The 12,838-nt window shown below is 45.5% G+C and carries 14 protein-coding genes and 1 pseudogene; 11 read left to right on the top strand and 4 right to left on the bottom strand.

Translation table 11 applies throughout. From position 1 onward, the window contains the following. Positions 1-61: 61 nt before the first annotated feature. Genes A1D16_RS10080 through A1D16_RS10060 form a run of 5 tightly spaced genes read left to right on the top strand, consistent with a single transcriptional unit; the run spans position 62 to position 4,704 of the window. Positions 62-559 (top strand): gluconate 2-dehydrogenase subunit 3 family protein, encoded by a 498-nt coding sequence (locus A1D16_RS10080; protein WP_290709237.1) that lies wholly within the window; start codon positions 62-64, stop codon positions 557-559. A gap of 2 nt (positions 560-561) precedes the next feature. Beyond that, positions 562-2,274: a GMC family oxidoreductase gene (locus A1D16_RS10075; RefSeq protein ID WP_290709236.1), complete on the top strand. Its 1,713-nt coding sequence runs from the start codon at positions 562-564 to the stop codon at positions 2,272-2,274. 12 nt (positions 2,275-2,286) lie between these two features. Beyond that, complete coding sequence (locus tag A1D16_RS10070; RefSeq protein WP_290709235.1) at positions 2,287-3,003, top strand: EcsC family protein; 717 nt, start codon at positions 2,287-2,289, stop codon at positions 3,001-3,003. Positions 3,004-3,013: 10 nt separating this feature from the next. After that, positions 3,014-4,063: a bifunctional diaminohydroxyphosphoribosylaminopyrimidine deaminase/5-amino-6-(5-phosphoribosylamino)uracil reductase RibD gene (gene ribD / locus A1D16_RS10065; protein WP_290709234.1), complete on the top strand. Its 1,050-nt coding sequence runs from the start codon at positions 3,014-3,016 to the stop codon at positions 4,061-4,063. Between the two features lie 35 nt (positions 4,064-4,098). Next, positions 4,099-4,704 (top strand): YigZ family protein, encoded by a 606-nt coding sequence (locus A1D16_RS10060; protein ID WP_290709233.1) that lies wholly within the window; start codon positions 4,099-4,101, stop codon positions 4,702-4,704. Here the strand turns inward: A1D16_RS10060 and A1D16_RS10055 are convergent. Next, positions 4,691-5,431: a YdcF family protein gene (locus tag A1D16_RS10055; RefSeq protein WP_290709232.1), complete on the bottom strand. Its 741-nt coding sequence runs from the start codon at positions 5,429-5,431 to the stop codon at positions 4,691-4,693. The two genes, A1D16_RS10060 and A1D16_RS10055, sit on opposite strands and share 14 nt — an antisense overlap. Before the next feature lie 103 nt (positions 5,432-5,534). Between A1D16_RS10055 and A1D16_RS10050 the strand changes: the two genes are divergently transcribed. Genes A1D16_RS10050 through A1D16_RS10035 form a run of 4 tightly spaced genes read left to right on the top strand, consistent with a single transcriptional unit; the run spans position 5,535 to position 9,104 of the window. Then, entirely contained in the window at positions 5,535-7,043 is a 1,509-nt protein-coding gene (locus A1D16_RS10050) for a hypothetical protein (protein WP_290709231.1), read from the top strand. A 20-nt stretch (positions 7,044-7,063) separates the two neighbouring features. Further along, positions 7,064-7,867, top strand: coding sequence for a hypothetical protein (locus A1D16_RS10045; protein WP_290709230.1), 804 nt, complete (start codon positions 7,064-7,066; stop codon positions 7,865-7,867). Further along, the gene (locus tag A1D16_RS10040; protein ID WP_290709229.1) at positions 7,864-8,415 is read left to right on the top strand and encodes an RNA polymerase sigma factor; all 552 of its coding nucleotides are present in this window, start codon (positions 7,864-7,866) and stop codon (positions 8,413-8,415) included. Before A1D16_RS10045 ends, A1D16_RS10040 begins: the two co-directional genes overlap by 4 nt. Beyond that, complete coding sequence (locus tag A1D16_RS10035; protein WP_290709228.1) at positions 8,412-9,104, top strand: hypothetical protein; 693 nt, start codon at positions 8,412-8,414, stop codon at positions 9,102-9,104. The genes A1D16_RS10040 and A1D16_RS10035 overlap by 4 nt, the downstream gene beginning before the upstream one ends. Here the strand turns inward: A1D16_RS10035 and A1D16_RS10030 are convergent. From A1D16_RS10030 to A1D16_RS10015, 3 genes and pseudogenes are all read right to left on the bottom strand, one after another. Next, positions 9,101-9,277 (bottom strand): hypothetical protein, encoded by a 177-nt coding sequence (locus tag A1D16_RS10030; protein WP_290709227.1) that lies wholly within the window; start codon positions 9,275-9,277, stop codon positions 9,101-9,103. The two genes, A1D16_RS10035 and A1D16_RS10030, sit on opposite strands and share 4 nt — an antisense overlap. 146 nt (positions 9,278-9,423) lie before the next feature. Next, positions 9,424-10,311, bottom strand: a pseudogene (locus tag A1D16_RS21700) (3-hydroxyacyl-CoA dehydrogenase NAD-binding domain-containing protein). 29 nt (positions 10,312-10,340) lie between these two features. Next, positions 10,341-10,982 (bottom strand): carboxypeptidase-like regulatory domain-containing protein, encoded by a 642-nt coding sequence (locus A1D16_RS10015; RefSeq protein ID WP_290709224.1) that lies wholly within the window; start codon positions 10,980-10,982, stop codon positions 10,341-10,343. Positions 10,983-11,076: 94 nt separating this feature from the next. Here A1D16_RS10015 and A1D16_RS10010 point away from each other — a divergent pair, with 94 nt between their 5' ends. Together A1D16_RS10010 and A1D16_RS10005 are read left to right on the top strand one after the other, a co-directional pair. Next, entirely contained in the window at positions 11,077-12,171 is a 1,095-nt protein-coding gene (locus A1D16_RS10010) for an Mrp/NBP35 family ATP-binding protein (RefSeq protein ID WP_290709223.1), read from the top strand. A 9-nt stretch (positions 12,172-12,180) separates the two neighbouring features. Beyond that, on the top strand, positions 12,181-12,838 hold a 658-nt coding region (locus tag A1D16_RS10005), incomplete at its 3' end, for an SDR family NAD(P)-dependent oxidoreductase (RefSeq protein ID WP_290709222.1).

Below are 12,838 nucleotides of genomic sequence, written 5' to 3'. Positions count from 1 at the left end.
AAGCGGACATTGAAATTTTCCTATCTTTCAACACTATCTTCTGAACCAAGATTTTATTACTATGGATCGACGTCAGGTTATCCGGCAGTTTTTGATAATAGGAGGAGGATTGGCTTTTATGCCATCCTGTGTTTACAAGGAAGGCAAGCTATCTATCCAATTGCATACTATTCAGGTAACACCCTCCCAGGAACAAGTGTTAAAAGAACTGGCAGACTCCATCATTCCGCCTACCGATTCGCCAGGTGCTGCGGAATTGGGCGCTCATCTGTTTGCCCTGAAAATGGTGGATGATTGCATGCTTAAAGAAGAACAGGAAGCCTTTATAGCCGGATTAAAACAATTGCCGGCAGATCTAAAAGACCCGGCATCGCTCCTGGCGGCAGCCGAAAAAAACAAACAACAGGACCTGGTTTCTTTTCTTTCAAGCTTCCGTCGGCTGGTAATACAGGGTTATTCACAGTCCGAATATGTAATGACGAATTTATTACCGTATCAATTAGTGCCAGGAAAATATTATGGCTGCGTTGAGTTGAACAGCACCACTTCAAAATCTTAAGTATGGGGTACCTAAATACTAAAGGCGTACAGGAAAATTCATATGATGTAATTGTTATAGGATCGGGGATCAGTGGTGGTTGGGCTGCTAAAGAGTTTACCGAAAAAGGCTTAAAAACCCTGGTATTGGAAAGAGGACGAGATGTTAAACACCTGAAAGATTATCCGACTACCAATAAAATGCCCTGGGAGTTTGAACACAGGGGGCAACTTACCCGTGAACTAATTGAGGCCAACCCGGTAGTGAGCAAGTGTTATGCTTTCCGTGAAGATGCCTTGCATTTTTTCGTTAAGGATAAAGAACACCCTTATATACAGGATAAACCGTTCGACTGGATACGAGGGTACCAGGTGGGGGGTAAATCTCTTCTTTGGGCCCGGCAAACCCAGCGATGGAGCGAATATGATTTTGAAGGTCCGGCAAGAGACGGGTTTGCTGTTGACTGGCCTATCCGGTACAAAGACCTGGCACCCTGGTACAGTTATGTTGAGAAATTTGCCGGTATTTCCGGAAACAAAGACGGGCTCGATATTTTACCCGACGGAGAGTTTCTACCGGCCATGGAAATGAATTGTGTGGAAGATTATTTTTCAAAAAAAATGGCGGCGGCCTATGCTAACCGGCCGGTTATTATAGGAAGGGCAGCGCATATTACGGCCCCTCAGCCCATTCACCTGGAACAGGGCAGGGCACAATGTCAGAACCGGAACCTTTGCCAGCGCGGATGTCCTTTTGGGGGGTATTTCAGCAGTAACAGCGCTACTATACCCTGGGCAATGCGTACGGGTAAGTTAACCCTTAGGCCCAATTCTGTGGTTGATTCCATTATATACGACGAGGCCCGGCAAAAAGCAAAAGGGGTGCGGGTTATTGATGCTATCACCAAAGAAGCCACCGAATTTTTTGCTCCGGTCATATTCGTAAATGCCGCCGCCTTAAATACCAATCTTATTTTATTGAATTCGAAATCGTCGCGTTTTCCGGAAGGCCTGGGTAATGAAAATGGTTTGCTGGGCAAATACGTAGCTTTTCATAACTACCGGGCAAGGGTATCCGCAGAATATGAAGGATTTGCCGATAAAAACAGTTCCGGTGGCCGACGACCTAACAGCGGTTATCTGCCAAGATTCAGGAATGTAAAAAAGCAGGAGACCGATTTTTTGAGAGGGTATGCTGCGGGTTTTGGTGCATATCGCCCCAATAAGGCGGCTGATGGCTGGGGAGAAGAGCTAAAGAAAAATCTTCTGAACCCCCAGGTCGGTGCCTGGCAAGTTGGTTCACACATGATGGGAGAAACAATTCCAAAACAAAGCAACCAGGTAAGCCTGGATTCCGGTAAAAAAGACGAATGGGGTATTCCGTTACTGCATATAAACATGGAATACGATGAGAACGATGAAAAGATGGTTAAAGATTACCTGGAGCAGATGACTGAAATGTTTACCATTGCCGGGTTTAAAAATATTGAAACCTTTGATTCTAAACAGGCACCTGGATTGGATATTCATGAAATGGGTGGCGTGCGTATGGGCCTAGATCCTGCCACCTCCTTGTTAAATAAATGGAATCAATTACATGCCTGTAAGAATGTGTTTGTAACCGATGGCGCCTGCATGACCTCCACCGCTACACAAAATCCCAGTTTAACTTATATGGCACTAACTGCCAGGGCAGCAGATTATGCATTTAAAGCGCTAAAAGCCGGGGAATTGTAGGAAATTGCCTTCATGCAAGGATATGAAGACCTTATAAGGCAGGAACTTTGGATCTGGCAACGGGAAATGCAATCCTCGCCCGGGTTCATTAACCGGCTTTCCAAGTCCTGGCAGAACAAGGTAAATAGCTGGATTCCGGAAAAAGTACACCAGGCTGTTACCACTACAATAAAACAAATGATCAGGGCCGTATTATTTGGCGCTCAGTATACCAGCCCCGTTCCCCTGGAGTCTTCCTCGTTCTGGGCGCGCGAAGCAGCTGTGAAAGAGCGGATCGACTGGTACCAGAAAACTGCTTCCGTTGAAGGCGCCGTAACGGGTGCTGGTGGTTTGTTACTGGGGCTGGCTGATTTCCCCATTCTGCTTGGATTAAAATTGAAGTTATTGTTTGATATAGCAAGTATGTATGGGTTTGATGTAAAAGATTATAAAGAGCGGGTATATATACTGCATATCCTGGAACTGGCATTTTCGAGTCAGGAGCATCGTCAAAAAATTTACCAAAAAATAGAACACTGGAAAGAGAAGGCCGACCTTTTACCGGATGATATTCATCAGTTTGAATGGAGAGCTTTTCAACAGGAGTACCGCGATTATCTTGATATTGCCAAACTGGCGCAACTCATCCCCGTAATTGGAGCACCGGTTGGCTTGGTCGTAAATTACCGGTTGGTACGTAAGCTGGGCAATACGGCTATGAATGCATACAGGATGCGCCTACTCCAATAACTACTAATAAATGGAAAAAGACCGGCTTTATATGAAACGCTGCCTGCAACTGGCGGAACTGGGTGCAGGAAATGTTGCTCCCAATCCATTGGTAGGAGCTGTGCTGGTGCACGATAACAGGATTATTGGGGAAGGATACCACCAGCAATACGGAAAGGCACACGCTGAAGTTAACTGCATTGGTTCGGTAATGCCGGCAGACCGCCCTTTAATTGCCGAAAGTACACTATATGTTTCGCTGGAACCCTGTGCGCATTTCGGAAAAACACCGCCCTGTGCAGACCTGGTGATTCGGGAGGGAATAAAAAAAGTGGTGATTGCCCTAAGAGATCCTTTTGATCAGGTAGATGGAAAAGGAATTGAAAAGTTAAAAGCAGCAGGGGTAGAGGTGCAGTTGGGGGTGGAAGCAACTGCGGCGGCGGAATTAAATGCCCGTTTTTTTTGCTTTCATCAAAAGAAACGCCCCTATATACTCCTGAAATGGGCCGAATCCCTGAACCAGGCTATTGCAACCGGCAACCGGGAACCGGTTGCCATCAGCGGGCCACTGGCCGGCAGACTGGTGCATCGGTGGCGGGCAGAGGAAGCCGCTATTCTGATTGGGGCAACTACGGCACTGACGGATGATCCTGCATTAACGGTTCGCCTGGTAAAAGGCAATAATCCCCTGCGCCTACTTATCGACCCACACTTAAAAGTGCCGGAAAACCGGCGGTTGTTCAGAGAACCCGGAAAAACCATCGTTTACAATTTCCTGAAAAGCGGCATTGCAGGGCAGGTCGAATGGGTTCAGCTGGCAAAGGAGCAGGCTTTTTTACCGCAATTATTAGCCGATTGTTACCAACGAGCTATTTTGTCTGTACTGGTGGAAGGAGGTACTACTACCATTAACCATTTCCTGGCGGCGGGGTATTGGGATGAGATCCGGCAGATCCGTTCTGCAAGCCTGGTGCTGGATCAGGGCTACCCGGCTCCCAGGCCGGTTCATGCTGTATTGAAAAAGAGTTTTTTAGCCGGAACGGACCAGGTATTCTGTTACGAACCGCTTTCTAGCCCTTAATCCTGTACCTTTGCGCGCTGCTTCGAGTGGCACTTATGGCAAACAAGACCTTTTATACTACTATAGAAAAACAGGGGAAAGCGGAATTCCGGGATCGAGGAAGCCAGTTCATCGGCTATGCATTCCCTGTTACAAGCCCCGAGCAGTTTAAAAAGGAACTGGAACAACTAAAAAAAGAACATCCCAAAGCCACTCATCACTGTTTTGCTTACCGCATTGGCCTGGATGGCAACAGCTTCCGGGTAAACGACGATGGCGAGCCTTCAGGTTCTGCCGGTAAACCAATTCTGGGCCAGATCGATAGTAAAGAACTGACCAATCTGGGGGTGGTAGTAGTGCGTTATTTTGGGGGAAGTTTATTAGGGGTACCCGGACTTATAAATGCCTATAAAACTACGGCCAGCCTGGTTTTGCAAACCATTCCCTTTGTTCAGAAAACAATTGAACATCCTTATCGGCTACAATTCGATTATACCACCATGAACGAGGTAATGATGATTGTGAAACAATGTAATTGTTCAATTCTTCAACAGGAGGTACAGTTATTCTGCCATTTTACGGTCGGTGTGCCGCTTAACCGCGAGGAAGAAGTTTTATACCGCTTAAAAGAGCTGCATACCGTTGAGGTTACAAGGAGCTAACGACCCATCCAACCACTTCTTTAATAAGCCGGTTCCATTTGTCAAGCTGCCCAAAATCCGGCCATATCCAATCGTACCATTGCTGAAATCCATTAATTACTTCATAGTTGGAAGCATGGGCAGTGGTGGGTATTCCGGCATTTGCAAATTCCAGTTGGCATCTTCGCATATGCATGGCTGAGGTAACCAGTATAAAGGGGCCTTTAAGGGCCAGGCTGTCGATGAGTTTTTTGGTGAACAATGCGTTTTCGCGGGTCGTACGGCTCTGTGTTTCTACAAATATTTTAGACGAAGGAATACCATTTTGCATTAACTCTTCTTTAACGAAAGTCGCTTCCGGCGGGAGTTTGCGGTTAAGGAAGCCATTTCCGCCTGTCACAATTATCTTTTCCGCTACACCGGTATGAACCAGTTTTGTGGCCTGAATAAACCGATCCGAAGCCTGCCCGAAAAATCCTTGCCCGTTTTTATCATAACTCGATAATCCTCCCGGAAGAATAACCGCCGAATAGTTACCGGTAGCTGGCCTGAATGCTGGTTGCCAGGCAGTTAGTGTTATGTAAAAAATTGCCGGGTTGGTAAAGAAAAAGGTAAGACCAATGAGGCTGATTCCAATTTTTTTTCTCCAGCGCTCGGGTTTGCCGAGGAGGTATAAAACAGCCAGCAGAATAATCCAATTGGCCGGCGAAATGAAAAAGGCCACAAATTTTGAGAGGAGTGGAAGCATAGGAAAAAGAGCTAATTGTTAAAATTATTTAAAACACAAGAAATATACCCAACCCTTTTGAGAACAATAAAGGTATAGTGCATAGTTAAAACAATATACAATCATGAAACAAGTAGTAAACCTTTTCCTTTTCGGTATTTTATTCTTTACCTCCTGTTCTAAAAATGAGGACGTTATTACTCCCACCAAACCAGTACCTGTTCCGGTAGACAATGCGGGTGTTTTTCAACTTGAGCTTAGCCTTCCTGAACATCATGCGGAAGATAGCCTGGACGTTTTTATTACCCTTGTTAATCAGAAAGGGCAGGCCGTGTGGCAAAATCAGGTACTGCGAATCGGTAAAACCAACCCCGATTCCTACCAATGGAAGTCTGCAGTAGCCAAGGTTGAAAAAGAGCGTTACACAATGACGCAATTAGTTGTAAAAAAAGCTAATAAGGCCTTGTATGCAACGCCCCTGGCAGGGTCTCGCCTGTTTAGCTCCATCCAGGTTGGATTGCCGCAGCAACATCCGATCAGTGAAGCGGTAAGTATTTTCAAACCACAGGTGATAGCGGTAGATGAACTGGTGGCACCGGTCGATTTCGGATACGCTGCTTCGCTGTTTCCGCGCAACGGGCATCTATTGGCTGTTTCTACGCAATTGAGGGTGGGAGAATTGGTATATGAAGTGCCCGTATTAACCCTTGACCTGATCACCACCCTGGCTTCCGGCGAAAAAGTTTCACGCAGGATTGAACGGGCTAGTGTGGAAGAGGAAATCCGCCTGAATGAAAAAGCCGTTTCTTATGAAATTTCAACCAGCCTCTGGAATGTACCCGTAAAAAAATCGTTCAGCCGCCAGGAGTTATTGGATAATGAAGTTATTCGTCTGGAGGCAGAGAAAAACAGGAAATGGCTTAGTGTTGAACAAACATACCTGGAGGTTATGGGGCAATGGCGAAAAGAGTCTGAGACGGTTTATACCATGCGTGCCGATGGCCAGTTAGGGTCTGTTACTTATTACCAGAAAAAGCCACAAAGTGCGGAGTTACAGTACATTTTTTCAGATTTTGGCGTTTACAGCGGAAACCAGCTTACCGGCGTAAAACGCTACGATCCTGCTCAAAAACTGATAGGGCAAACACAGTATGAATACGCTGCGAATGGTAAAATAACGCATATTAATACAAGCAGCTATGATCAAACCACCACAAGTGTAATTGAAGAAGCGGCGTCTACAGAGGGCTTGGTTACTGACGTATACATGCTATTCGATAATGGCCATGCCCTGCAATACGCCGCTACTTTTTCCGGCGGAAACAAAATAAGCTACCGGGCGCAGTCTTCTACCGGGGCTAGTGAAGGGGGAAGCTTTCAGTACGATCAGCACATCAATCCACGAGCTACTAACAAGTTGTTTCCGGATATGTACCTCACCAATGTATCCAAAAATAACCTTACGGGCAGAAATGCGGGGTATGCGGGCGCTGTACCTACCTCTATTCCGTATAAGTATGAATATGTTTACAATGCAGATGGTTATCCCGAAATATTGTATACCTATTTTAAAAGTTATACCAATAACCAGGATTTGTTCCGGAAAAAGACAGTTTTCACATATAGTAATTAATTTTAGTTAAGCCACCAGGTATGAAAAAGTTTTATATAATCTGCTGCGTTTTTTTAGCTTCCTGTACTGCTGCAAAAGTTGCTGTTCCCGATTCCTTTAAATCTGCTGCCACTTCTATGAAAGTTAAAGGCGTACAGGGGTGGATGATCAACCAGCAGCTGAATTTTGGGGAATATCAAACCAGCTCCGTAAAACGGGGCTGGGATTTCAGCAGCGTATGGCAGAATAGCCGGATTAGTTTTAAACCGGAAGAGCAATTGCTGAAAGTTTTTGATATAAATACAGATAACCGAACCCTTTCGGAGAAAAATAAACTACAGTTCACCATAACCAATGGAAAGCAGCAAGCAGCAGTATTTGCGTTGGAGAAATTTAATGAACGACAACTGGTATATAAAAATAAAGATCCGCGTTGGGGAGAAGTTGCCAGGTCAACCGGGCTGCAATATGCTTTTTCCGCAGCAATTATGTTGGTTGCGGATGCAGCACCAGAGCCCTGGCAACTGGTTTTGGTTCATAAAGAGGGCAGATCTGCCGAGTATGAAGAGTTGGGTTATATTACCAATGGCGATCTTCAGTTTTCCATTGAAACCTTAAGAATCGGTACCTATACGAATACAAAAGGGAAGGATGTTAAGGTACTTGGCGGACCGGCTTTTGCAGGGTATGAAATCCGGATAGATGGAGGTGTAGTAGGAATCGTGGATGTGTTGGATAACCAGATATGGATACTAAATGACCTGGATCCTGCGTATAAGATGGTGCTGGCAGCAGCGTCTTCCTCCTTAGTTTTAAAAAGAAAACAGGACCTGACTAATACTTGAGTGCAACACTTGACATACAGGTAATCATTGATGGTTGTATTGCCAACAACCGGAAGGCACAGGAATATTTATACCGCCAGTACTATTCCTATGCGATGATTATAGCACAACGATATTCGAGAGATGATGCAGATGCTGCAGATATTGTGAGCCAGGCCTTCGTAAAGGTTTTTAAGAGTATCAAAAGTTTTGATGCATCAATTGCTTCTTTTCAAACCTGGTTGAGACGAATTGTCATCAACGAAGGCCTGGATCATATCAAAGCCCGTTCAAAATTTGGCAGGGAAATGGAGCTTGAGTTTGAAACAGCGGCTGCACCCAATATCAATAATTCCGCTATAGAGCAATTAAATGCCAAGGAACTGATGACAATAATTCAGCAGCTTCCTCCTGCAACTCATGCCGTATTCGTATTATATGCAGTGGATGGGTATAACCACCGTGAAATTGCAGAGAAGCTGCAGATAAGTGAAGGTACCAGTAAATGGCACCTGAGTGAAGCAAGAAAACAACTCATTAAAAAATTACAGGAGGCATCTCCTTCATGAACGCTACTTTTCCATATGAACAATTAATTGCCAGCAAGCTGGAAGAACTGCCTCCCTTACCGGAAATGGCGGATATGATCTGGCTGCGGATAAGTACTGAGCTGGATACGGACCAACCATCGGACGATGACGATTTTGGTGGCGGAGGCCCGGATGAGGGTGGAGAGCCGGTTACAGGGCCGGCCGTTGGCGGACCGATGGCTGGAATAAGTGGTTGGTCTTTGTTAGTTCTCCTGGGCGGAATAGCCCTATTCCTGTTATACCGCCTCAGTTTAAACACAGGTACCCCCACACAGGAAATTCAAGAACTGCCGTCGGCTATAAACCCCGACACTTCTGCTGTTAACGAGCCGACTCTATCTGCAGACAAAGCCCTCCAAACGAAAAAAGACGGATTGCGTTCGGCAGAAGGCACTGCTACCGCAGTTCAGGATACCGTGGCGCAACCAGCTTCACAGTTGTTTGTACCAGGTTTTTTTGATTCCAGTTCTCTGCTTCAATCAAGCATTCCCTTAACAACTGCAACCGGCCGGCCGGATAGCACCCGGTTAGATACGGTTTCTTCCACCACCCGCCCCGAATTACAAAAAGATTCAACCGGAGGCCGTAAACGCCCATCCGGAATCAAAGGAATTAATTCCGATGATTACCGGATTCTACCGCAAAAGGATCAAAAGGACAGTACTTAATACACCAACACACTTAATGCAGAAAGTTCCAGGATTTCAGTATCCTTTATTGGCAGGATAGCGGGCGTTTCATTAGTAGGGTGGCTATGACCGCAACGGGCCTTATAACCTGCACATAAGCCGGTGGCCAGGGAAAGTCCTACTAACAACAGTAAAATTGAAGCCATTTTCATGTTCAAAGGTTTAATGGAATGCTGGTACTGAATGGCTGCGTAAAATTCTTATTTAATAAGAAGCTAAACCAGCGAATTCCGTTAAATCGTTGATTTTTCGGCATGAAACCGCAAAAAGCGGGATGACCATTACAGCCCTTCTATTGTTATCGGAATCGGGGAGATACAACCAGTTCTTTGGAACCCGGTGTATAAACATAGAAACCTTCCCCGGATTTTACGCCTAATTTCTTTGCAGTAACCATATTGGTAAGCAGGGGACAGGGGGCATATTTAGGATTTCCCAAGCCGTCGTACAAAACAGTGAGAATACTATGGCAGGAATCAAGCCAAAGAAAATTAGCCAATTGGAGGGGGACAATAGGATGAGCCATACCCAGCTTCATAATCGTATCAATGACTTCCACACCGGCAACCTTCATACAAACTGTAAATTGCTTCATTGAGCATGGGCATTAAAATGCGGTTGGCGATAAAGCCTGGATAATCGTTTACCACAGACGGTACTTTGTGGAGCTGCTGGCTCAGCGCCACAATTTGCGCGTTACAGCAGCATCGGTAGAATAGCCATTGATGATTTCAACCAGTTTCATTACCGGAACCGGGTTCATAAAATGCATGCCGATCACTTTTTCCGGTCGTTTGGTGGCACTGGCAATTTTTGTAATGGAGATGGAGGACGTATTGGTGGCCAGGATAGCAGTTTCCGGAGCCAGTTGGTCCAGCTCTTTAAAAATCGAAAGCTTGAGATCGGTGTTTTCAGTGGCAGCTTCAACAATAAGATCGGCCGTGCGTACTCCTTCCGCCAGTTGTTGAACCTTATTTATTCTTGCCAGGGTTTGTATACTTGCTTCTTTCGTAAGCAGTTCTTTGGCAACCTGGCGCTCCAGGTTTTTTGTGATTGTTAAAATTGCTTTTTCCAATTGGGCAGGATCCCGGTCTACCAGGTTTACGTTAAATCCATACTGAGCGAAAACATGAGCAATACCATTTCCCATGGTGCCTGCACCAATAACAGCAATCTGATTAAACATAGCAATGATTTAGGCCGTAAAAATAAGGGCTAGTTTTTTCTTTTAAAATCACCCCGTTTCCAGGATTTGATAAATTCAGCCCAGGCCATGGGGTTCATGAGGTTAATAGGAGGCGTGGTACCCTGGTAAGAATATCGGGTAGCCTGCTGTCGAAGCGCGTAATTGGCAGCTTCTTTTCCATCCGCAGGAAGAATACTCATTAGAGCCCTGCGGGTTTGTTCATTCGTGTTTTTTCGGGCTATTTCAAGATCATCGTCGGCAACGGTCATATTCACAAAATCCCGTTCAAACTGCTCCCTGGTGGGGCGGGGCCGAATAATGGTCATGGGTAAATACTGGGTATCTACTACCATCAGCTGAACCACACTAAATTGATTCCCCTCCAGGTTGCGGGAAATTTCTGCCAGTTTAGGTTTATACCCCACACTCGTAAATTCTATGATATCTCCTTTAAGTGCAACGATCGAAAATACCCCCTGGTCGTTGGTAATGGTTCCTCTTCCGCTGCCTTTGATGGATACACTCACTGAAGGAATACCATCCAGGCTATCGGCTGTCATAACCACACCATACAACATCACCACTGAATCCTTCATGGTCTCAAATTGCGCAGAAGCCTGCTTACAAATGCAAAAAATACTTACTATGATAAGAGATAAAATTCGCTTCATTGCATCAAATATAATATATCGAGGTATCTGCTTCAACAAATTACCGATACCATTGGTTAATTTTGCACTAAAATTCTCCATTAATATAGAAATAATGACGCAAGAAGACATATTAAAAGCGCTGGGAAATGTGCAGGAACCCGATTTGGGAAGTGATATTGTGAGCCTGAATATGGTAAAAGACCTGAAGATCAATGGGAATGAGGTAAGTTTTACCATTGTGCTGACCACGCCTGCCTGTCCAATGAAAGACCTGATGAAAAATGCCTCCATTAATGCAGTTAAATTACTCGTTAATAAAGAGGCACAGGTTACGGTAAATTTTACAGCCAATACCAATAGCAAAAGAACAGACCCTGGTCAGATTTTGCCAAAAGTAAAAAATATTATTGCCGTGGTAAGTGGCAAAGGAGGCGTTGGAAAAAGCACAGTGGCGGCCAACCTTTCCCTGGCACTGGCACAGGGCGGTGCAAAAGTGGGGCTGATGGATGCGGACATATACGGGCCCAGCGTTCCCATCATGTTTGGGGTACGAGGCGAACGCCCTAAAATGATGGCAGGAGGTGAAAAAGGATTAATTGTACCCTTAGAGCGGTATGGCATTAAATTAATGTCGATCGGGTTACTGGTAGATGAAAAAAATGCAGTGGTTTGGCGTGGTCCCATGGCCAGCAGTGCTATCAAACAGTTTGTTACCGATGTGTTCTGGGATGAATTGGATTACCTGGTGATAGATATGCCGCCCGGTACCGGAGATATACACCTTACCTTAATGCAAACTGTACCTGTAACCGGTGTTGTGGTGGTTACTACTCCGCAGGATGTGGCTTTGGCAGATGCAAAAAAAGGAATTGCCATGTTTGGTCAGGCCCAGATTAAAGTGCCTATAATCGGGATCGTTGAAAATATGAGTTATTTCACCCCGGCAGAACTACCGCAGAACCGCTATTATATTTTCGGAAAGGAAGGCGGCAAAAAACTGGCGGAAGAATATGATATTCCTTTCCTCGGCCAAATTCCCCTGGTGCAATCTATCCGGGAAGGTGGCGATAAAGGAATGCCTATAATGATGTCGGATGATGCAATTACCAAGGAAGCGTTCACGCATTTTGCAGGCCTTGCTGCCAGAAGTATTGCGATGCGAAATGCCAGCCTTGAAGCTACCCGCGTGGTGGAAGTAGTTGCTTAAACGTATTGCATGATAGTATCTCTCGAAAATAAAACAGCCCTGGTCGGTGGCAGTTCCCAGGGCATAGGATTAGCCACTGCAAAGGAACTGTCGTTATTGGGGGCCTCCTGCATTTTATTAGCCAGGAATGAAAACAGCCTGAAGGCAGCGCTGGAGGCATTGGATACTTCCAAGGGCCAGGTGCATTCCTATGCCATAGCTGATTTTTCGGATTGGGAACAGGTGCGCCATGCTGTACAGGAATTGGCTGCAAAAAAGCGTATACATATCCTCGTTAATAATACTGGTGGTCCTAAACCCGGGCCAGTTATTGATGCAGCACCGGAAAGTTTTCTGGCTGCCTTCCAGCAGCATATCCTGGTAAACCAGTCGCTGGTACAAATCCTGGTGCCGGGCATGATTGCTGCTGGTTATGGCAGAATTATTAATATTGTTTCCACCTCAGTAAAAATACCGTTGAATAACCTGGGCGTTTCCAATACTATTCGGGGGGCCGTAGCTTCCTGGGCCAAAACAATGGCCAATGAATTGGGGAAATACGGCATCACTGTAAATAATGTTCTGCCCGGATTTACCGCCACGGCAAGGTTAAAAAGCCTGGCGCAAAGCCTGGCCGATTCGCAGGGAATAAGTTTGGAAGAGCAGGAAGCTGCCATGGCTGCAGAAG

The organism is Flavihumibacter sp. CACIAM 22H1 (assembly GCF_001601815.1).
GTDB lineage: Bacteria > Bacteroidota > Bacteroidia > Chitinophagales > Chitinophagaceae > Flavihumibacter.
This window is presented reverse-complemented; position numbering and strand designations above follow the sequence as displayed.